General features: G+C 31.5%; 20 protein-coding genes. 17 read left to right on the top strand and 3 right to left on the bottom strand.

The features are described from left to right. Positions 1-109 precede the first annotated feature (109 nt). The 15 genes from uvrC to asnB all read left to right on the top strand — a co-directional run bounded on the left by uvrC (position 110) and on the right by asnB (position 17,188). Positions 110-1,927 (top strand): excinuclease ABC subunit UvrC, encoded by a 1,818-nt coding sequence (uvrC, locus tag IPM51_01170; protein ID MBK9282910.1) that lies wholly within the window; start codon positions 110-112, stop codon positions 1,925-1,927. A 2-nt stretch (positions 1,928-1,929) separates the two neighbouring features. Continuing rightward, on the top strand, positions 1,930-3,018 hold the full coding sequence (locus IPM51_01165) for a DUF4476 domain-containing protein (GenBank protein ID MBK9282909.1): 1,089 nt from the start codon (positions 1,930-1,932) through the stop codon (positions 3,016-3,018). A 2-nt stretch (positions 3,019-3,020) separates the two neighbouring features. Next, positions 3,021-3,839 (top strand): ABC transporter permease, encoded by an 819-nt coding sequence (locus IPM51_01160; protein ID MBK9282908.1) that lies wholly within the window; start codon positions 3,021-3,023, stop codon positions 3,837-3,839. Then, positions 3,839-5,053 (top strand): ATP-binding cassette domain-containing protein, encoded by a 1,215-nt coding sequence (locus tag IPM51_01155; GenBank protein ID MBK9282907.1) that lies wholly within the window; start codon positions 3,839-3,841, stop codon positions 5,051-5,053. The genes IPM51_01160 and IPM51_01155 overlap by 1 nt, the downstream gene beginning before the upstream one ends. Before the next feature lie 12 nt (positions 5,054-5,065). Then, positions 5,066-5,719, top strand: coding sequence for a hypothetical protein (locus IPM51_01150; protein MBK9282906.1), 654 nt, complete (start codon positions 5,066-5,068; stop codon positions 5,717-5,719). 29 nt (positions 5,720-5,748) lie between these two features. Continuing rightward, complete coding sequence (locus IPM51_01145) at positions 5,749-6,579, top strand: class I SAM-dependent methyltransferase (protein MBK9282905.1); 831 nt, start codon at positions 5,749-5,751, stop codon at positions 6,577-6,579. A 6-nt stretch (positions 6,580-6,585) separates the two neighbouring features. Further along, entirely contained in the window at positions 6,586-7,299 is a 714-nt protein-coding gene (locus IPM51_01140; GenBank protein MBK9282904.1) for an FkbM family methyltransferase, read from the top strand. A gap of 1 nt (position 7,300) precedes the next feature. After that, positions 7,301-8,260: a hypothetical protein gene (locus IPM51_01135; GenBank protein ID MBK9282903.1), complete on the top strand. Its 960-nt coding sequence runs from the start codon at positions 7,301-7,303 to the stop codon at positions 8,258-8,260. Further along, positions 8,260-9,231: a glycosyltransferase family 61 protein gene (locus tag IPM51_01130; GenBank protein ID MBK9282902.1), complete on the top strand. Its 972-nt coding sequence runs from the start codon at positions 8,260-8,262 to the stop codon at positions 9,229-9,231. The genes IPM51_01135 and IPM51_01130 overlap by 1 nt, the downstream gene beginning before the upstream one ends. Continuing rightward, positions 9,219-10,154, top strand: a complete 936-nt coding sequence (locus IPM51_01125) for a glycosyltransferase (protein ID MBK9282901.1) — start codon at positions 9,219-9,221, stop codon at positions 10,152-10,154. Before IPM51_01130 ends, IPM51_01125 begins: the two co-directional genes overlap by 13 nt. Then, on the top strand, positions 10,141-11,031 hold the full coding sequence (locus IPM51_01120) for an FkbM family methyltransferase (GenBank protein MBK9282900.1): 891 nt from the start codon (positions 10,141-10,143) through the stop codon (positions 11,029-11,031). The genes IPM51_01125 and IPM51_01120 overlap by 14 nt, the downstream gene beginning before the upstream one ends. After that, on the top strand, positions 11,028-12,143 hold the full coding sequence (locus IPM51_01115; GenBank protein ID MBK9282899.1) for a glycosyltransferase family 4 protein: 1,116 nt from the start codon (positions 11,028-11,030) through the stop codon (positions 12,141-12,143). The genes IPM51_01120 and IPM51_01115 overlap by 4 nt, the downstream gene beginning before the upstream one ends. Before the next feature lie 926 nt (positions 12,144-13,069). Further along, positions 13,070-14,341 (top strand): N-acetyl sugar amidotransferase, encoded by a 1,272-nt coding sequence (locus IPM51_01110; protein ID MBK9282898.1) that lies wholly within the window; start codon positions 13,070-13,072, stop codon positions 14,339-14,341. A gap of 14 nt (positions 14,342-14,355) precedes the next feature. Next, positions 14,356-15,234, top strand: a complete 879-nt coding sequence (locus tag IPM51_01105; GenBank protein MBK9282897.1) for a glycosyltransferase — start codon at positions 14,356-14,358, stop codon at positions 15,232-15,234. A 49-nt stretch (positions 15,235-15,283) separates the two neighbouring features. Continuing rightward, positions 15,284-17,188, top strand: coding sequence for an asparagine synthase (glutamine-hydrolyzing) (gene asnB, locus IPM51_01100; GenBank protein MBK9282896.1), 1,905 nt, complete (start codon positions 15,284-15,286; stop codon positions 17,186-17,188). 7 nt (positions 17,189-17,195) lie between these two features. Here asnB and IPM51_01095 read toward each other — a convergent pair whose 3' ends face one another. Further along, on the bottom strand, positions 17,196-18,329 hold the full coding sequence (locus IPM51_01095; protein ID MBK9282895.1) for a hypothetical protein: 1,134 nt from the start codon (positions 18,327-18,329) through the stop codon (positions 17,196-17,198). Between the two features lie 238 nt (positions 18,330-18,567). Here IPM51_01095 and IPM51_01090 point away from each other — a divergent pair, with 238 nt between their 5' ends. Together IPM51_01090 and galE are read left to right on the top strand one after the other, a co-directional pair. After that, positions 18,568-19,797 (top strand): glycosyltransferase, encoded by a 1,230-nt coding sequence (locus IPM51_01090; GenBank protein ID MBK9282894.1) that lies wholly within the window; start codon positions 18,568-18,570, stop codon positions 19,795-19,797. A gap of 119 nt (positions 19,798-19,916) precedes the next feature. Beyond that, a complete protein-coding gene (gene galE / locus IPM51_01085; GenBank protein ID MBK9282893.1) occupies positions 19,917-20,942 on the top strand; it encodes a UDP-glucose 4-epimerase GalE in 1,026 nt (341 codons plus the stop codon). A gap of 6 nt (positions 20,943-20,948) precedes the next feature. On the opposite strand, the gene IPM51_01080 is transcribed toward galE, so the two are convergent. Beyond that, positions 20,949-21,551, bottom strand: a complete 603-nt coding sequence (locus IPM51_01080) for a hypothetical protein (GenBank protein MBK9282892.1) — start codon at positions 21,549-21,551, stop codon at positions 20,949-20,951. Then, positions 21,538-23,028, bottom strand: coding sequence for a histidine ammonia-lyase (gene hutH, locus IPM51_01075; GenBank protein MBK9282891.1), 1,491 nt, complete (start codon positions 23,026-23,028; stop codon positions 21,538-21,540). The genes IPM51_01080 and hutH overlap by 14 nt, the downstream gene beginning before the upstream one ends.

Here is a 23,028-nt window from a genome sequence, read left to right as displayed (position 1 = left end):
ATATGAAGCATATATGTGTTTGATATTCATGTACTTGAATATAATCTTATTTAGAAGTAGTAAAAATGCTACTAATGAGGGCTTACAATTAAAAGAATAAATTTGTGAAGTGCAAGCTAAGCAGAAAGAACATCTTCAAACAATACTGAAAACCTTACCTGAAACTCCGGGAGTTTATCAATATTTTGATGATAAAAATAACTTGTTGTATGTAGGCAAGGCGAAAAATCTAAAGAAAAGGGTAAGCTCTTATTTTACCAAAGCGCATGAGCACGCGCGATTAAAACTACTCGTTAAAAAAATTAATGATATAAAAACCGTAAAGGTTGAATCGGAATATGACGCATTGTTGCTGGAGAATAATTTAATTAAGAGTTTAAAGCCCAAATACAATGTAAACCTAAGGGATGATAAAACTTATCCGTGGATTGTAATTAAGAAAGAAAGATTTCCCAGAATATTTTCAACTCGAAAATTGATTAAAGACGGGAGTGAATATTTCGGTCCTTATACCAGCGGAAAACTAATGCATACTTTACTGGAATTAATCAGGCAGCTCTATCCGCTTAGAAATTGCACTTACGATTTAAGTGAAAGTAACATTGAGAAAAAAAAGTTTAGAGCCTGCTTGGAATATCATATTGGCAAGTGCAAAGCGCCATGTACCGGAAATCAAGACGAACAAGAGTATGCTGAAAATTTAGTGGCCATAAAGCAAATCTTGAAGGGAGAATTACAATTCGCAATTAAGGAATTAAAAGAAAAAATGCTGAAAGCCAGTGAGCAATTTGATTTTGAGATGGCGGAGATTTTAAAAAACAGAATGGATCTTTTGCGGGCACATCAGGCCAAATCTACAGTTGTTCACCCTTCACTTTCATTAATAGAAGTTTACAATATTATAAGTGATGAAAAGAATGCATTTGTTCATTATTTTAAATTAATACATGGCGCCATCGTTTTATCCATTACTCAGGAAGTTCAAAAAAAAATGCAAGAAAGGGATGAAGAGATTTTAGAATTTGTGATTACTGAAACCCGAAAAAAGTATGGAGAAGAATGCAAAGAAATTATTGTGCCCATTGAACCATCAGTTTTAATACCGGATTGCAAATATTTAGTTCCTAAAATAGGTGACAAAAAGAAATTGTTAGAACTCTGCAGAAAAAATGCTTTTTCATTTAAGATTGAAAAAGAAAAGCAAATCATGCTTACCAACCCACAACAGCACACCGATAGAGTTATGGAGCAGATGAAAAAGGATTTAAGGATGAAGGTGCAACCGAAACGAATAGAAGGATTTGATAACAGCAATATACAGGGAGAATATGCTGTTAGTGCCATGCCGGTATTTATTAACGGTAAGCCTGCCAAAAGTGAATACCGACATTTTAATATAAAAACAGTTGAAGGTCCGGATGACTTTGCAACTATGTTTGAAGTAATTGGAAGGAGATACAGTAGAATTTTACAAGAACAAAAAGAATTACCGGATTTAATTGTAATTGATGGAGGAAAAGGGCAATTAAGTGCAGCAGTTGCGGCATTAAAAAAACTAAAATTATACGGTAAAATTGCAATTATTGGAATTGCAAAAAGACTGGAAGAAATTTATTTTCCGGAAGACAGCATTCCTCTTTACCTGGACAAAAGAAGCGAAACACTTAAAATTATTCAACAAATAAGAGACGAGGCTCATCGATTTGGAATAACACACCATAGAAATAAAAGAAGCAGAGAGACTTTTAAAACTGAATTAAGTGAGATAAAAGGGATAAGCGAAATAACCGCTAACAAGCTACTGCAGGAGCTAAAAAGTGTAAATAATATTAAAGAAAGCAGTTTAGAAATACTTGAAAAACTGATTGGAAAATCAAAAGCCGCTTTAATTTATAATCATTTTCATAAAAATACATCTTACATTTAGGCATGCGGAAAATTGGGATATTCAGTTTGTTTTTTTGTCAGTTTTTAATCGGACAAAACTATATTCATTTGGTGCATCAAGAAGGCGAAACATTTTATTTTTATATACAGGATTCATTGATTAATGGAACCGAACAATCTGATATTTCTTTTGGGCCCATAGTAAAGGATACGGTTAAAATAAAGCTTGTGTTATCTAACAAAAGCGAAATTATATCGGAAATCTATTTACTAGAAAAAAAAGAAAAAGTACAAGGCAAAGAGTTTACCTATTTACTTAGCGGTAAATCTTCACCTTTAAAGTTAAAATATGCAGGCTTTAAAACCTATCAAAAAATACCCGAACCCATTGTGCCTATTAAACCTAAAATTGACACCACTAAAAAATACAGCAACACCACATTAGAACATTATGTAGAATTAAAGAACAGTAAACCGGTTTGGTTTAATAATTATCCGTACGACGGACGTTGTCAAATGCCAATGCCTAACAGTTATATGAATTATTTAAATATACTCATGAATAAGGCACAGGTAGAACAGGAAAAGTATGATATAGCAGAACAAACGCTACGGAATAATTGCGTTAGCGTTGATCAACTTTGCAATATTCTTTCCCATATTCCATACGAATTGGAAAAATTAAAACTAGTTAAGTTGGGTTATTTTAGTTTAACTGATACAAGCAACAGAGAAAAAATTAAGGCGAAATTTAGTATGGCCGCTTCCGAAACGGAACTTAATTCGTTTTTTAAAAATGCGAGTGATTACCGATATGAATCTCAAAAATCGTGTATGGAGGCTTGTCAAAAAGAAGATTTTGAAAAAACACTAGTGAAGTTGCACGATTTCACCAGTGATATTGAGAAATTTAGTCATTTAAAATCAATTTATAAATTGAATTGTTATTCAAACGAGCAAATTAAAACACTATTAAACTTATTTATACATGATCGTGAGAAACTAGAAGCTGCAAAACTCTTATATTTTTATAGCATAGATAAAGCGAATTATTCTTATATTTCAAGTGTATTTTCGTATCAAGATAATGTAAGTGCTTTAAATGCTTTTCTGATAAATTATAAGAAATAAAAATGGAATACGAAATTAAGTCACATAATAAATTTACGATTGGAATAAAAGAACTGTGGAGTTATCGGGAGTTATTTATCATGTTTACTTGGAGAGATATCAAGGTAAAATACAAACAAACATTTTTAGGAGTTGCCTGGGCTATTTTTCAGCCCATATTAATGACTTTACTTTTTACGTTTAGTTTTGGTTCAATCATCTCAGAAAAGAGTAATTTGAATGTACCCTATTCTGTTTTTGCATTAAGCGGCTTTATCTTGTGGAATATATTCTCAACCGGACTTACAAATTCAGGAAATAGTATGGTGAATAATTCTAACATCATAAAAAAAATATACTTTCCCCGACTAATTATTCCATTTTCATCAGTATTGGTTTCCCTTATTGATTTTATAATGGCTTTTCTAATCTTTATTCCCTTGTTGTATTATTATAATCATTCATTTAAATTATCTGCATTATGGTTAATTCCCTGCAGCATAATATTAACTTGCATAAGTACCTTTGGGCTAGGCACACTTATATCTGCGGCTAATGTAAAATACCGTGACTTCAGGTATATTCTTCCCTTCTTTATACAAGCCATGTTATTTGCAACTCCGGTCATTTATCCTTTGAATATATCCGGAAATAAATTTTTTCAATTGCTTTTAGAATTCAATCCGATGTATGCTCCTATTGAACTATTCAGACATTCTTTTTTATCTAACGAATTAAATTTGCATGGAATTTTATATAGTTGTCTATCCAGTATTTTTACATTTATAATTGGCATTTTTTATTTTAGAAAAACAGAATCTTATTTTGCAGATTTAGCCTAGTGAAACCAATTTTAGAAATAAATAATATATCCAAAAAGTTTCGAATCAATCATGAGTTGGGAACTTATTTGAGTTTGAGAGATCGTTTATCACAATTACTTGTCCCAAAAAACACGAAAGAAGATTTTTGGGCACTAAGGGATGTAACTTTTAATGTGGAAGAAGGGGATAGTGTTGGAATTATTGGAAAAAATGGTGCAGGCAAATCAACTCTTTTAAAAATTCTTTCAAAAATTACACCGCCTTCATCGGGTAAAATAATATCACGTGGCAGAATGGCCAGTTTATTGGAGGTTGGAACAGGCTTTCATCCCGAATTGAGCGGAAGAGAAAATATTTTCATGAATGGATCTATTTTAGGAATGAAAAGATCGGAAATTGCAAAAAACTTTGATGCGATAGTTGATTTTTCGGGTGTAGAAAAATTTATTGATACACCATTAAAACATTATAGTAGCGGAATGCAATTAAGATTAGCCTTTGCGGTTGCTGCTTTTTTAGAAAATGAAATTTTAATTATTGATGAAGTACTCGCAGTTGGTGATGCGGAGTTTCAAAAAAAATGCATGGGTAAAATGGGAGAAGTGAGTAAAAGCGGAAGAACCATTTTATTTGTTAGTCATAATTTAGAATCAATTATTACCCTTTGCAAAAAAGGGGTGATTCTTGAAAAAGGAATAATACAAAAAGTTGGAGAAATTAAAGAAGTGATTGATTCTTACACAAGCAATTATCAAGATTCATTTAAGAGCTGGGCTATTCATGAAATGCCGGGAGATAGTATAGTAAGACTGAGCAAGGTTTATTTAATTAATACAGATAATGTTCAAATTTACCAGCCTCAAATTAATCAAGAATTTGGTATTTGTGTCGAGTATGAAGTTTTAAAAGAAAATGAAAAACCTGCCTTAAATCTTCACTTCTATAATTCTCACGGTGTTTACTGCTTTATTACAATTACAAATACACCGGAATTAAGTGCGGGTAATTACAAAAATGTAACTTGGATACCAGCCAATTATTTGAATAATCAAACCTATCGGGTAGGCGTTGCATTCACTACGCTAAAAACAGAATGTGTTCATCTTTATGAGCGTGAAATAATAAATATTGAAATTATCGAAAGCAAGGTAAACCGGAAACACGAATATGGAGGGCAGATACCCGGAGTTATAAGACCGGAAACAAAAAATGAAATTATAAAAATCAATTAATTGTATTTGTGAATGAAAAAACTTGTCAAACTTATTAATCAAAAACCAAATGATGAAAAGGTTAATTTTAATGCAAAAACGTTATATGATGGCCACTTAAAAGTTACTTACAGAGGAGTTAAGGCAATTCGTTGTCCTTTTGATTATGTGATATATCAAATGATAATTAGTGAAGTGAAACCGGATTTAATTATTGAAATTGGTGCTAATCAAGGCGGAGGCGCATTATACTTAGCAGATTTGATGACACTAAATAATACAATAGGTGAAGTTCATTCTATTGATGTAGGTGATTATATTGATGAGAAAATTAAAAACGATCCTCGTATTAAATTTTTCTTTACCGGTTGGGAAAATTATAACCTTGAGCTCACCAAAAAGTTTAACAAAATACTTATAATTGAAGATGCCGAACACTCCTACGAATGCACAATTGGGGTGTTAAAAAAATTTGCTGAAATTGTAAGTTTTGGGTCATATATTATTGTTGAAGATGGAATTGTAAACAAACTAAAAATGGATCATTATTTTAATGGTGGGCCCTTAAAAGCCATTAATGAATTTTTACCCCAACACGAAGAGTTTGTTATTGACAGAAAATGGTGTGATTTTTTTGGAAAAAATGCTACATTTAATGTTAACGGATATCTAAAAAGAATTAAGTAACTAAATCATGGTAATTGCAGTTTAAACAAATGGAAGATAATCGGAAATTATATTTAGAATTATTAAAGAATACACTTATTGATCTACATCGATCAAATTTAACAGAATATAGACCCGTAAAAGGGAAGAAAATAAATAACTTTTTTAATATTTCTTTTAAAATCGCTAAATTATTCAGAAAGGACCAGCTCACGGTTTGTGAAAAAGTGAATTTTAATTCAGAGGATAGAATTAACGGGAATGATTGGCCTTTATACGCAGACAGCATGATTGGATATAAAAGACTCAGCAATATTCAAGACTGTTTAGAACAAGTTATTGCTAATAAAATTGATGGAGATTTAATTGAAACGGGCGTTTGGAGAGGTGGAGCAGTTATTTTTATGAAAGCAATTTTGAAATCTTATGATGTAAATGATAAAATTGTTTGGTGTGCCGATTCCTTTGAAGGACTTCCAAAACCTAACGCTGAAAAATATAAGGCGGATGAAAATGATAAATTCTATTCTTTTGAAGAACTCAGTGTATCAGAAAACATCGTTAAACAAAATTTTATCAAATATAATTTATTAGATGATAAAGTGAAATTTCTGAAGGGTTGGTTTAAAGACACTTTGCCAAATGCGCCATTTGAAAAACTTTGTTTACTTCGTTTAGATGGCGACATGTATGAGTCAACTATGGATGGCTTGAAATATTTATATCCCAAACTAAGCATTGGCGGATTTGTTATTGTTGATGATTGGGGATCAGTTCCTTCCTGCCAGTTAGCTGTTAATGATTACAGAAAAAAACACAACATCACAGAAGAAATAATTAAAATCGATAATGATGGAGTTTATTGGAAAAAAACAAAATAATAATATATGAGTTTTCAGTATCAAATTCGAAATGCCTTAATTCAAATTACCGGTTATTTCATTTATAAAAAGAAAGATTTACCAATTGGCATTAATCTTGCGACTGACCTAAAAAATATTTTTAAACAAGAGGCAAAAACTGTTTTTGATATTGGAGCTAATACCGGACAAACTGCTTTGAATTATTATAATGAATTTCCCACTGCCAATATTTATTCATTTGAACCTGTAACAAAAACATTTGAGCAGCTAAAACGAAATACTGTTACTAAGTCAAGAATTCAAAACTACAAAATTGCATTTGGAAATAAGAAAGAAGAAGTTGAAATCAACTTGTTTGACGATGCCAATTCCCAATTAAACTCAATTAAAATCAGTAATCCAAAGACCGACGCTATAAAAGAAAAAATACAAGTTGAAACCATTGATAATTTTATCAAAGAAAAAAAAATTGAAGAAATTGACCTGTTAAAAATAGATACAGAAGGTTTCGAAATTGAAGTATTAAGCGGAGCCCAAAAATTGCTGGAATCGAATAATGTAAAAGCAATACTTTGCGAAACCGCTCTTTCACCTCAAAATAAAAGAAATACACAATTAAATGAATTAATAACTTTTTTAAATCAATACAATTATTATTTCGTTAGCTTATACGAAACCAATATTAATTATTACAAGGAAGGTTTGGCATACAGCAATGCTTTATTCATAAGGAAATAGAATGAATATAATATTCACAATATGTTCGGTTAATTATTTAGCATATGCTAAAACGCTCCAGCAAAGCATACTACTGCACATGCCTCAGGTTAAATTTGTTTATATTATTGCAGATAAAATCGACAAATCTTTTTCAATAGAAAATTTTGAAGGCGTTGAATTTATCGAAGTTGAAGCTCTTGGAATAAAGGAATTGGATCAGATGGTGAAAACTTATAACCTAACAGAATTTAATACGGCTATTAAACCCTTCGCCATTCAATATTTACACCAAAAATTTAATGCCACAAAATTTATTTATTTAGACCCGGATATCATCGTCTATAAAAATTTACAGGAAATTTGGGAAAATCTAGACTCTTTCGATTTTATAGTTACTCCTCATTTATTAGAACCAATAGTGTCTGAAAATTTTTATGCTCACCAAGTTGGGGCTTTAAATACCGGTATATTCAATTTAGGATTTGTTGCTTTAAATTACAATCAGAATTCAAAAAAATTAATTGAATGGTGGAAACATCATATGATTAACCACGGACATTCCAATTCATTAATTGGAGAATTCTACGATCAAAAAATAATGAATTTGCTTCCTATTTATTCCGATAAAGTTTTAATATTAAAAGACCCCGGATACAATGTTGCAGGATGGAATATACATGAACGAAAAATATCTTCTTTGGATGGAGTCTACTTTGTTAATGATTCTCCTTTGGCGTTTTATCATTTCAGTGGATTGGAACAAAATGACGAAAAAAATTTAGTCTCTAAATATAATACTCTAAAATTGAATGATTATCCTGATATAATTGACATAAGAAAACAATATTTAAATTCTGTTCGCGAAAACAATAATGAGCAATTAAAGAATATGAAATGCTATTACTCCCTTCAACCCGATATTCATAAAACTAGTAGGATTGAAATGTTTCGAATCAGAATTAAAAATATTTTTAGCTAATGGAAAAAATACTTTTATATGAACCAACAAGTATCTTAGATATTGGAGATCGAAAAGATAATGATCCACCGGTACCTGAAAATATTAATTTATATAAAATACCTAATGCCATAATCACACCATATGGCTTTATTATTAAAAATTTACATGTGTTTAAACCAACACTTTCGTTCAGACATAAGAATTCTTGTTCATTTATTAATATCCTTTTGTTTTCTTTTTTTAAGACTAAAAAGAAAATAAGTGAACCTGCCCTAAGTATTTCTTTTGGTTGGTACGACAGCTACTACCATTTTACTTGTGAATGTTTAGTAAAATTATTTTTATTAAAAGATTATATACCTAACTCCATCTTAGTTTTTCCTAAACAAATTCAGCCGTTTCATGCGCAGTGGTTTAAATTATTAGGCGTAAAAAACATAGTGTATTTAGATAATTCTGAAGTTATTCAAACTCCCCTGGCGATAAGCAGTGAATTTCCGGCACGTGATCTTAACCATCATTCAGAAATTCTCCCGGATTTTAGTAAATGGGTACTTGAAAAAATAAATATTCAAAATCAAAAAAAAATAAAGAAAATATTTGTAGGCAGAAAAAATCCGACAAGAAGAAAACTTTTGAATAATGATGAAGTAAAAACACTAATTACTTCCCTGGGATTTGAATATGTAGAAATGGAAGAAATGAGTATTGAACAACAAATTGCCACATTTCATCATGCCGAACAAATTATTAGTGTGCATGGCGCTGCTTTATCAAATTTAATCTTTTCAAAGAAAGGAACATTTGTTTTGGATCTTTGTCAGGAAGACTTTAAACAATGGTGCTTTTTGAAATTAGCAATGGTACAAGAACTAAAATATGAATTTCTATATTGTAAAAGTCCAACCAATACTGAATTACCGGGGTATAGAGACATTGTGGTAAACATACAAGACTTAAAATCCAAAATTGAGTCATGGAATCAATAGCGAGCATTATTATGCCTACATTCAAACGGCATGAAATTGCCAATCAATGTATTCATTCAATATTAGCATGTCAAATAGCTGAATTGGAAATAATCGTTGTGAATGACGATCCCAATATTCCATTTAAATTAAATAATCCAAATACTAGTGTTCGAATCATAACAAATCCCGGAAAAGGAGTTGCTTCGGCTAGAAATTTTGGTGCCTCAAATGCTAATTCCAAAAATTTAATATTTGTAGATGATGATATGCTACTGAATAAAGAAACCATATTAAATGCAATTGAATTTATTGAATCTAATCCAAATACCTGTTACAATGCCAATTGGGTTTACCCGGAAAATATCTTAAAGAAAATATCAAATAACTTATTTGGACGTTACTTAATTCGGAATCATTTCACGACTCTAGAGGGGTGGAATAATAGGGAAATTGAATGGAAAAACAACACTATGCTTAAAAGTGATGGAATTACTAGTCAATTCCTAGCTATTAAAAAGAAAGATTTTGAAGAAGCAGGAAAATACAACGAAAATTTTCCGTATGCCGGATTTGAGGATCATGATTTATGTATAAAACTAAAAAAACAAGGTATACAAAACTATATTGATACCCGTGTACTCATTTACCATAACGAATCAGACCGCATGGATGTGAAAAGCTGGCTTGACCGAAAAAAAAGAGGGGCATTCACCCAAAAAGTAGCCGTAAAAATGGGCTACACAGAAGTTGCACTGCACTATTCGATTGCAAAAAAAAATATCCTTTCCCTATTATCATTTACTAAACCCTTGTTTCATTTACTTTTAAAATTAATTCCTAACCACAAAGTTTTTGATCCTTTCTTTAATTTACTTTTCAACCTTTTATTTGCCGTAAGCATATTTGAAGGATATACACAAAATGAAGATGCAACAAAATAAAACAGGAACAAAAACTGCTATTCTTAATTTTTTCAGAAAAATTTTTCTGCTTCCTTTTCTCGAAACTATTCTTGCATTTTTCACTAGAAAAAAAGGATTCATTGGTCGATTCAGTTCAAAATTTGTGCCACCTAATTATTTATTTCCTTCTCCAAGTATCAGGAAATTAGAAATTGAAGGGATAAAATTAGTTTTGGATATTTCTGACTACGTTGGACATTATTTGTATTTCGGATTTCATGATATTGGCTCTGAAAACCTTTTTTCACAAGTAAAAAAAGATTTTGTTATTGTTGATGTAGGGGCCAATATCGGCTATACCGCTTTACGCATGGCTAACTTATCAGGATCAAGTGGTACGGTATATGCTTTTGAACCGGATTCTTTTAATTTTTCAAAGCTTCAAGAACATGTAAAACTTAATCCTCACCTGAATGTAATCCCAATAAACAGCGGATTATCATCAGAAAAAACTAATTTAAAGTTAAATATCTTTGAAGAAAAAAATCGTGGCATGAACCGGGTTAGTACTGACGATAATTCGAATTATAGTATTATTTCAGTGAATACACTCGATAATTTTTCGCAAGAATTTAAGTGGGAAAAAATAGACGTAATAAAAATTGATGTTGAAGGTTATGAGTATAATGTTTTAAAAGGAAGTGCTAAAATTTTAAAAGAAATTCGTCCTTTATTATTTATAGAAGTGGATGATATAAACTTAAAACAATACGGGTCTTCCGCCAAACAATTAATAAATTTGTTACATGAAAATAATTATCAATGTGTTCATGCAAAAGTTGGAGAAAAAGTAACTGAAAATTATTATTTCGGCACTCTGCATTTTGACATCATAGCCTTTCCAAACAAGTTATGACAAAAAAAGTAACTTATATAATTTCAGATATACAAAAAGCCATTGCTTTTGAGTGGATTGCGCAAGAAATAAACAAAAACAAAATTGAGCTTAGCTTTATTTTAATAAATAACTCCAATTCGCCTCTCGAAGAATTTTTACAACACCATAATATCAAAACTATTCGAGTAGCCTATCGTTCTAAATTCGATTTACTTACGGCTATTTTTAAATGCCGTCGATTCTTAAAAAAGAATAAAACAGATGTAGTTCATGCGCATTTATTTGATGCAACATTTATTGGATTAATGGCTGCATATATATCCGGTATCAAAACAAGAATATATACGAGGCATTATGCTACTTTAAATCTTGAATATTTTCCACATGCAGTTAAGTGGGACAAACTCTATAACAAACTTGCAACGCACATTGTTGCAATTTCGGAAAACGTAAAAAATGTTTTAATTCAAAAAGAAGGAGTTCCTGAAAATAAAATCTACCTAATTTACCACGGTTTTAAACTCGAACATTTTTTAAAAACTGATAAAAAAAAGGTTGCTTCTTTACAGGAGAAATACAATCCCGGTTATAAAAAACCGGTAATAGGAGTTATTGCCCGATTTATTGAACTGAAGGGCATACAATTTATTATACCGGCCTTTAAAGAAGTATTAATAAAATATCCAAATGCCTTACTTTTATTATTTGGCACAGAAGGAGATTATGAATTACAAGTAAACCGCCTACTTCAAGAAATTCCTGAAACCTCCTATAAAAAAGTTGAGTTTGAATCGGAGATAACATCCCTATACAAAATATTTGATATTTACATTCATGTTCCAATAAATGAAAATATAGAGGCATTTGGTCAGACATATGTTGAGTGCCTGGCATCCGGCATACCCCTAATTGCAACTAAATCAGGTATTGGAAAAGAAATATTGGTTGATAAACACAATTCAATGGTTGTTCCTTTCCAAAACACAAAATCAATTACAGAAGCTATTTTTACCTTGTTAGAACAGAAAGAAATAAGGGATAAAATTATTTCAAATTCTTACGCTACCGTAACTGAAAATTTCGATTTAAATGCCATGATTCAAAAATTAGAGACAATCTATTTATTTTAAAACTACCGCCATTAGCAATCTTTAGATTTAATTTAAGTTAGTATAACATTTCATTAACCTCCGTCGATTAATTAGCCTAGTCGGTCTAACCTTCCATTTCATACCAAAAACAGGGTTAAGTGCGTCTTTTTTTGCAAAATTTAGAATAAAACCATTATTTTCGCTACAATTACGGTAACTATAAAGAAACGCCGGTAAACAAATTTCAACGCTACGTGATTAAATTTTTAAAGAACCAAGCCTCTTTGTGGCTATATATTGCTTTTTTTCTCAGTGTTAGTCCCTTGGTATGTAATTTATTTACTATACCTGAGCCATCTCCGAGTCCGGGTGAACAATATAATCCCAAATTATTATATCTAAATTCAATCGATAAAGCGATAGATTATGTGGATAGTATCTACTACTATTCAAATAACCCTCAAACATTTGATACGGCTATTTACGTAGCTGTGCTAAGTAATTTTATGCGCGAACGATTCTTTCATGGTCCCTTAAATTATCGATTTTCAGAAAACTGGATTGCCTTTTTAAGCGGTAAAATAATCTGGTCACATTTATCATCTATAGTAGTTTCAAATGACATTCTAAAGCACGCACATAGCATTTGCAGTCAGCAAAACATCGTGTTTATGGAAATTCTGCAGCGCAAAAAAATTAACTTTAGAAGCGTTGGCATTGGAACAGAAGCGGTTGCCGGACATTACTTGTGTGAAGTTTATTATCAGGGCAAATGGCATTTACACGATGTTAATGTAGAACCCAAGTGGGAAAGAATTAAAAATAGTAACGAGAGTATGGCGTGGTACCAACAAAATAAGGATAGTCTTTATTTGGTTTACGATGATCTGATTCCAAAAATTCGATTAGAACCCATGTTACATGACATAGCCTATGGCCAAGTAAGTATATTACCGGCAAAGAATATGCGCTTGTTTCAAAGTGTCACAAAATTCTTAACGTACCTAATTCCTTTATTGATTCTTTTATTAATTGTTAAAATTCGCTTTAAGCAAAAAACCGGTTCTCAAAATATTCCAAACAATTCATCTCAGGATTTAAATTCTGTTTTTCGCAAATATCAAATTTGCACAAGATGCGTTATGGATACTTCAGATATAGCCATCACCTTTAATGCTGCAGGTGAATGTAATCATTGTATTGAATATTTAGAAAAACGCATAAATTTTAAGTATAACAAAGGACAAAGTGAATTAAAATTAAATCAATTATTGTCAGAAATTAAAGCCTCCGGCAAGGGTAAACAATTTGATGTACTTGTTGGCTTAAGCGGGGGCTTAGACAGTAGTTATGTGGCCTATTTATGCAAAAAACTTGATTTGCGTGTTTTAGCTGTTCATGTAGATAACGGTTGGAATTCAAAAGATTCAGTTCAAAACATCATTAACATCACACAAAAATTAAACATAGCCTATGATTCTTATGTATTAGATTGGGAAGAATTTAAAGATGTGCAATTAGCTTTTTTAAAAGCTTCTGTTCCGGAGGCAGAAACCCCATCCGACATTGCTTTATTAGCCGCACTTCACCACGTAGCAAATAAATACGATATTAAATACTTAATTAGCGGAGGTAATTTGGCAACTGAAGGTATATTGCCAAAACACTGGCATTATGATGCTAAAGACGGTAAATACTTTAGTGCTATTTATCATAAATTCGGAACTCAAAAATTAAAAAAATTTCCATTTTTCGGTTTTGCAACTGAAGCATATTATAAATTGGTAAAAAAAATCAAAATAATTTACTTATTAAATTATGTGAATTATGTAAAAGAAGAGGTAACTCAAACACTTAAAAAGGAAATTGATTGGCATAGTTACGGGCAAAAACACCACGAATCAATTTACACCAAATTTATTCAGTCTTATTATTTGTTTAATAAATTCGGAATAGATTATCGCAGAGCTACGTTTTCAAGCAGAATTTGCACCGGAGATATGAAAAGGGAAGATGCCCTTTTGCAATTGAAAACCTTGCCATACGATGAAAACAAAATACAAAGTGATATTGAATATGTGTGCAAAAAATTGGGCATTAAAACAAATGAATTTCACGAAATTATGAAACAACCTGTTAAATGGTATTCCGATTATCCGAACAATGAAAAAAAATTGAAATTTATTTATGACATGTACAGAAAAATATTCAAAAAAGAAAAATTGGGTAATTTTTAAAATTATTAAGCAAATTGTTTTATAGCATTGTAATACCTACTTATAACCGCGGACACATAATCTCGCATAGTATAGAAAGCGTTTTAAGTCAATCTTTTAATGATTTCGAAGTGTTAATTATTGATGACGGAAGTACTGATGATACAGAGAACATCGTGAAATCATTTTCTGATTCACGCATTAAATATATTAAAAACGAAAATCATGGTGTTGCTCATGCCAGAAACACCGGCATTAAATTATCTTCAGGAAAATATATTGGCTTTTTGGACTCTGACGATGTGATGGAAAATTTGCATTTACAAACTGCATTTGATTTTATTAATTCTAAATCAAATCCGGAAGTAATCCATTTGAATTTTTTATGGGGCTCAAGAGATAGATCTGTAGTTCAGAAAAACGAGTTACCAAAATCAAGTCCCGAAGATGTTTTTAAAGCTTGTTCGCTACATGTAAATTGTTTATTTATTTTAAATGATATTGCTAAAAATAATTTATTTAATGAAAGTAAAGAGTTAATGTTTGCCGAAGATTGGGATTTTTTCATTAAACTAGCTGTTAGATATCAAATATGTTATCTTGATAAAACCACTACTTATTTAATCGATCATGAAGAAAGAAGTATGAGAGATTTTGATGAGCAAAAATGGAAACTTAGAAGAGATGCTCTTATTCTAAGTTTAAAGCAAGATGAAATTATTCAAAAATCATACCTACATAAAATTAAAGTGGTTGAAGCGCACATGAACTCTTTAATCGCAATTGGATTGGCTGTGAAAAAAAATAAAATAAAAACTTTGAAATATCTACTCCTATCCATTAAACAAAATGTAAATGACTTTTTCTCTTTAAGAACTTTAGCAATCATTAAACATTTACTATTTACTTGGTAATCTTTAAAAAATTAATTGTTAATTTTCATATTTAGTAAAGCGTAAATATATGTGTGGAATATCCGGCTTCATAGATTTTAATCGAACCTCTTCGGCTGTTGTTCTATATAAGATGACCGATTCTATGACTCATCGAGGACCGGATGGAAGCGGTTATGAGTATTTTGAAACCGGCAGTTATCAATTTGGTTTTGGGCATCGGCGCTTGTCCATTATTGATTTAAGCGAATCAGGTAAACAACCCATGAAGTTTGAGCATTTATGGATTACATTTAACGGAGAAATATATAATTATCGGGAAATTAAAAACGAACTGATTAAACTGAATCACAAATTTATTGGGTATTCAGATACAGAAGTTATTTTGCATTCCTTTGCTCAATGGGGTATTTCTTGTATCGATAAATTTATTGGCATGTTTGCCTTTGCAATTTACGATACCTTATCCGAAACCGTTTATTGCGTTAGAGATAGAGCGGGAATTAAACCCTTCTATTACTATTGGCATGATGGCTTGTTTCTTTTTGCTTCTGAATTAAAAGCATTGCATCAACACCCAAATTTTAAAAAAGAAATTAATACAGATGCTGTTGCTGCATTTATGCAATTTGGTAATGTTCCCACGCCGCACTGCATTTTTAAAAATTGTTTCAAACTTAAGCCCGGACATTTCTTGGTTTTCAATTTTAAAAAAAAATCACTTGAAATTTCAAAATATTGGAATGTATATGATTCGTATAATAAACCTAAGTTAGATATTTCCTTTACTGAAGCCAAATTAGAGACAGAAAAAATTTTGAAGTCTGCATTTGATTACCGCATGATTTCTGATGTTCCGGTTGGTGTTTTTTTAAGTGGGGGGTATGATAGCACATGCTTAACCGCAATACTTCAAAAAGGCAAAACAGAGAAATTAAAAACTTTTACAATAGGTGTGCCAGACATTGGATTAAATGAAGCTCCATATGCAAAAGAAATCGCCGAATATTTAGGCACTGATCATAACGAATATCAGTGTACACAAGAAGAAGCATTAGAATTGATTAGTGATTTACCTTATTATTACGATGAACCATTTGCCGATAGTAGTGCTATACCTACAACCTTAGTTTGTAAAATGGCTAAAAAACAAGTCACCGTAACTTTAAGTGCCGATGCGGGCGATGAAATTTTTGCCGGATATAATCGTTATGATTTCTTGATGAAACATGGTAAAATACTGAATCAAATGCCCGGATATTTAAGAAAAACTTCCGCAAAACTCATGGGTTTACTACCGGCAAATAAAATTCCTGTTCTTCATAAGAAATATAATTTTTTTAATCGATACGAAAAACTAAAAAATTTGCTGCATGACCCATCACCTAAAAATATGATGAAAAGTTTAAGTATGCAATATAATGACTTGCAATTAAAACAACTTTTACAGAATTCATTTCTGGAGATGAACACTGCATATTTATCTGACGAACTTTTACAAGATTTCTACTCTCCATTATCCTATATGATGGCTATCGATTATCAAACCTATTTGTGCGATGATATTCTACAAAAAGTAGACAGGGCCTCAATGAGTCAAAGTATAGAAGGTCGCGAACCTTATCTTGATCATAGAATTATTGAATGGGCGGCGCAATTGCCGGATAATTATAAATACAATAATGGAATTAAGAAATATATTCTGAAAGAAATAACACACCAATATATTCCAGAAAAATTATTAGATCGTCCGAAAATGGGATTTGCAATTCCAATTGAGAATTGGCTAACAACCAATCTCAAACCACAAGTATTATTTTACTTAAATTCAGATAGGATCAGAACACAAAAACTATTTAATGTGAAAGAAGTGCATAGTTTAACTAAATTATTTTTTGAAGGTAAAAAAGAGTATGCAACAAAAATCTGGCACTTATTGATGTTTCAAATGTGGTATGAAAAATGGATGAAATAGCTATGCATTAAATAGGACCATCCGTAACTTCCCAATTCCTGTCTTTTTTTGTCATATTTAGAATGTAATTCATAATTACTAAACTTGAAAGAAAAAAAGGCAAACAGGGTATTTTCAGTCTAACTAACGTTCCGAAATTTGATATGGAAACTCCCACAGAAAAGGCGAAAAATAAGGCAAACATAAATGAAAACATAAGCAAAGGGTGAGCAGTTAATAACATAAAAAATCTGAATATTTTTAGTTTAAAAAGTAAATAAATAGTAAAAATTAAAATAAAAGTGTTTTCTACTGCCGACAATGCCATTACAATATTTTTAACATCCAAGAGAGTTGGCCTAAAAAGAGTTGCAAAAATAGCTTTATCGGCAACCGACATTACTCCGGCAATACTGGCATCATAATCACCAATATCAAAAGTATTACCGCCATAATAAGACTGTTTTAAATCCCGTTGAGCTGATGATGCTGTTCCAATAACTTTATCAAGAGAATACTTGCCTAAAGAATCACCCAACTTATCCAATAATGTAACGCCAAGTAAAAGACCCAATACTACTAATGTTGGCGTAAACATAACTTTCAAAAAAACACTTTTAATTTTATTCACCCTTAAGGTTACAAACCACAACATAGACCCAGGCAATAACGCGAGTAATATATATGGTTTTATACTTATTAAAAAGTAAGCGGCTGCAAGGATAGCCAATAAATATTTTGGTTTATACTTTTTTTGAGTGAAAAACCAATAAAAACCGTGAACATATATACAACAGGCTGAAAAAGTAATGCTATCCTTCATGATACCACTTCCCCAAAAAATTACTGAAGGAACATATAGTATTGCCCATTTAAATTGCGTTGTAAGACTCGGAAACTCACGTGTAAATACGAGAAATAAACGCCAAACACCCAAATAACTAATTACAGCCACAATAATAGCAGACGACATATACGATTTTCCACCTAAGAAAACAACCGGAACAAAACATTTTGCCACAAACCAGGCATATTTATCATTTACCCAATAGCTGTAGTTGTAATCTGATTGCAGCAAATAAAACTCACTTATATCGGGCTCACCAAAATATAAATATATAAAATCATCAGGCTTATCAAATAAAACATTAACTAACCACATTGCCGTATGATGATAATTTATTGTATCCCCTCCTTTATAATAAAAAAAATAAATTAATCCCAAACAGATTGCGCCCGAAATTTTTGCTATTAAACCCCCCATGAAATATTTATAAATAGGCTCAGTTCTAAGCTTTTTAATACTATATTTATGGGCAATAAACAGTATTATGCTTAAATAAAATGGTGGCAGTAGTATATCAAAAATATCCATTCCACTTATAAAGTTACATATATAAATTGAGCTGAAAAAGACAACACTAAATACTTTATTTATAACTTTTGACGGATTAAGCGACCCTCTGGGTCAATCTCAAATATTACCTTATTTAAAAGGACTAGCGAATAACAATTACAACATAACAATTTTATCTTGCGAAAAGAAAGAACGGTTTAGTAGTGAATCACCCAATATTCGGGAGCAACTCAATCAATTAGGAATCAGTTGGACCTATGTTTTTTATGATGAAAAAGGCGGGTTTTTATCTCGATTTTTATATCTCAAACAACTGAAAACCTTGGCCAAAAAAGAAGTTGCAAAAAATAAAATTTCTTTAACCCATTGCCGAAGTTATTTGGCATCTATAATCGGGCTTTATCTTAAAAAAAAATATCAAATACCATTTATTTTTGACATGCGTGGTTTTTGGGCAGATGAAAGAATAGACGGTAAAATTTGGAGTAAAACTAAGGCGCACCAATTATTGGCTTATAAATATTTTAAAAAGAAAGAAAAACAATTACTCAGGCAATCGGACGCCATTATTTCGTTAACGCATAATGGTCAAGATTACCTCGAAAAAACCTTTCCACATAAAAACATCTTACAAAAAACAACGGTTATACCTTGTTGCGTGGACCTGAATATTTTTAATCCAACTAATTTAAATTCGTTTAAGCCAAAATCAAAAATTAATCCGGAAGATCATCTAATTATAAGCACCGGTTCGGTTGGAACCTGGTATTTTACCAAGGAAATGATTGATTGTATTTTGGTGTGGAAAAAATATATACCTAATATTAAGCTGCTAATTTTAACACGTGACACCAAAGAATTAAATAAAATTCTTGAAAATTATAATTCCCATCAAAAAGAAATTATAATTACCGAAAGTGCCTTATATCATCAGGTGCCTAACTATTTATCGCTTGCCAAAGCTTCCATTTTTTTTATTAAACCGGCCTTTTCAAAAATAGCCTCATCTCCAACCAAAATGGCCGAATGCTGGGCTATGAATTTGCCCATAATCACAAATAGCAATATTGGCGACAACAATATGTACTTCAATAAATACAATGGCGGGGTATTAATAGATGATTTTAATGAGGCTAATTACCGAAAAGCCTGTGAAAATTACCTGAAATTAACTCATACAAAAAATAATTATCGCAATATTGCTCTTGAACATTTTAACACACAAAATGCCATCTTAAAATACGCCTCCATTTATCAATCATTGAGTAAATGAAATTATTCATTATGTCAAACATAGTTGTGTTTACCACTTTTTACACGTTTAAATTATGGTGAGAATTATAACGGTTTATTAAAAAAATATCGCAATTTATATTTATATTTAATTCATAAATGGAAACAATAATAGTAACAGGCGGGGCAGGATACATTGGCTCACATACCATAATTGAACTTTTAAAAAATCCATCCATTAACATCATTTCCATTGATAATTATTGTAATTCAAACGCCGAAAATTATCAACGAATAGAAAAAATCACTTCGAAAAAAATTCAATATTTGGATGTTGATTTGTGTGATAAAACTCGTTTATTTAAAACTCTTAATGAGGTTGGTAACATCCAAGGAATTATTCATTTTGCTGCACTCAAAGCTGTTCCCGAAAGTGTCAGTAATCCGCTTCTCTACTATAATAATAATTTAAATTCGCTTTTAAATTTATTAGCTTATTGCACAGAATACAATATTGAAAATTTTATTTTCTCTTCGTCTTGTTCTATTTATGGTAATGCCGATCAGTTACCGGTTACCGAAAATACACCCATTAAAAAAAGTGAATCGCCTTATGCGCATACCAAACAAATTGGTGAAGAAATGATTCAATACGTATGCCGGGCTTACCCACATTTAAATTGTGTTTTACTAAGATATTTCAATCCGGTTGGTGCACACATGAGTGGATTAATTGGTGAATTACCAATCAAACCACCCAATAACCTTGTACCAATTATTACACAAACTGCTAGTGGAAAAAACAAATTAACCGTGTTTGGTACAGATTATAATACGCGAGACGGATCCTGCATCAGAGATTATATACACGTGAGTGATATTGCCGCAGCGCACGTAAACGCTTTGTTTTATTTATTGGATAAAAAATATTCTGAAAATATTTCAATATTCAATTTAGGAACCGGAAATGGAGTTTCAGTTTTGGAAGCCATAGGCTCTTTTGAAAAAGTGAGTGGAATTAAATTAAATTATACTATAGGAAACCGAAGAGAAGGAGATGTGATCGCTATTTATGCTGATAATGCAAAAGCAATAAATGAATTACAATGGAAACCGAAATATAATCTTGACGATATGATGTTAAGTGCCTGGAAGTGGCAACAAAACTTAAATAAAGAAGCCTAGTTTAGCCTAAAACCTTTTGAAATACTTTCCAAAAAGCCAGTAAAATAAAATTATACAAGACATTGATACTAAAAGTAGAATTATCATTTGAGTTAAGGATGGCTTAATATTTCTATCTGCAGTGCCCTGAATCACTTCATTTACCGGTTTATGTAATCCCAATTTCATTCTTAAAAAGTCTAACTCATCCTCATAATCATTCCCGTAATTTTGTGTATATAAATCCTGAGCAGCTATGGCAAAGTATTTTCTGCTCCTGCTGCACCAATCCATTTTACCATTGGTAATTTGTTTAAAATAGGTGTAAATAATCCACTCCTCCCCTACCTGGAATTTTTGAGCACAAGGAACATCACATTCAAAATAAACTAAAAATTTATTCTTAATATTTCCTTTATATAATTCCTCAATTTCAAAAATCGCTTCACCGTAACCATTTTCACAGCTCTTAACTGATTCAATTTTACCTTTAAAAATTATATCGTATTTAGCACACTCATTCAAACTTAAGGAGGTGGAAGGACATTGACAAGCTAAAGCATTGCTTCTTATTAAAATTACCCAAAGCCATACAAACAGACTTCGTGTTGTTTTTTTAAAGCTTAACATGGGCAACAAAATTTTTGGATAATAAAATAAGGTTATGTAAAATTTCATCGTATTCAACAAAGGGAACAGTTTTTCTATAACTGCCCAGAAATTTTTCAATTTTAACAGAAGATTTTATCGGTTTGCGGAATTCTATGGCCTGGGCTGCATTCATCAACTCAATAGCCAATATGGTTTCAATATTTTGAATCACCTCATAACATTTAGTGGCAGCATTCGCACCCATACTTACATGATCTTCTTGTCCATTACTGGAAACAATACTATCTACACTTGCGGGCGTACATAATTGTTTATTCTGACTAACAATGCCTGCTGCTGTGTATTGCGGAATCATAAAACCGGAATGTAAACCGGGATGTTTGGTTAAAAATGCCGGCAATTCTCTTTGACCACTGATTAACAAATATATTCTTCGCTCAGAAATGCTACCTAGTTCAGCCATGGCTATGGCTAAATAATCACTGGCTAATGCCAATGGTTGACCATGAAAATTACCCCCACTCAATATTTCATCTGAGTCCGGAAAAATAGTTGGATTATCCGTAACAGAATTAATTTCTGTTTCAAAAACGGAAGTCACAAATTTTAAAGTATCTTTTGTAGCGCCATGCACCTGCGGAATGCAACGGAAAGAGTAAGGATCTTGAACTTGCTTTTTGGATAATTTTCCTATTTCACTACCCGCTAACCAGCTTAAGATAGAATCGGCGGTTTCAATTTGCCCCGCATGCGCCCGTATGGTATGTAAATTCGCTTTAAATGGATCGTACTTTGAATAAAACGCATCCAAAGAAACGGAAGCAATTGCATCTGCTATTTTATTTAAGTGTTTTGATTGGATGATATTATAAACACCATATGCACTCATAAACTGCGTGCCATTTAAAAGAGCCAGGCCCTCTTTGGCGCCAAGCTTGATAGTTTTTAATCCAACTTTTTTAAATGCGTCTGCCGCACTTATTATTTCTCCCTTATAATTTACCTTACCTAAACCTAGTAATGGTAAACTCAAGTGAGCCAGGGGAGCTAAATCGCCACTTGCTCCCAATGAACCCTGCTGAAATATTACCGGATAAATTTGATGATTGATTAATTCACATAATAGATTAACTGTTTCCGGTTTTACGCCACTCTTTCCATAACACAAGGATCTCACTTTTAAAAACAACATTAATTTAATAACCGGTAGGGGTACTTCTTTACCCGTACCACAGGCATGACTTTTAACCAAGTTTTCCTGTAACTGTCCTAATTCGTTGTCGGGAATAATAACATTGCAAAGTGAACCAAAACCTGTGTTTATACCATACACCGGTTCTTTAGACGATTTTAGTTTGGCTTCTAAATAATCTCTCCCTTTTTTTACTTCCAATATTGTTTCTTCAGCTAATCTTACTTCTGCAGATTCATCCGTTAAAAATTTTTCAACTTCTTCAATGGTAATTCTGTTGTTATGATTGATCAGGAATAACAT

This window comes from Sphingobacteriaceae bacterium, assembly GCA_016715905.1.
In the GTDB taxonomy this organism is placed as follows: domain Bacteria; phylum Bacteroidota; class Bacteroidia; order B-17B0; family Aurantibacillaceae; genus Aurantibacillus.
The sequence above is the reverse complement of the archived record's forward strand: the minus strand, read 5'-3'. Positions and strand labels throughout refer to the sequence as shown.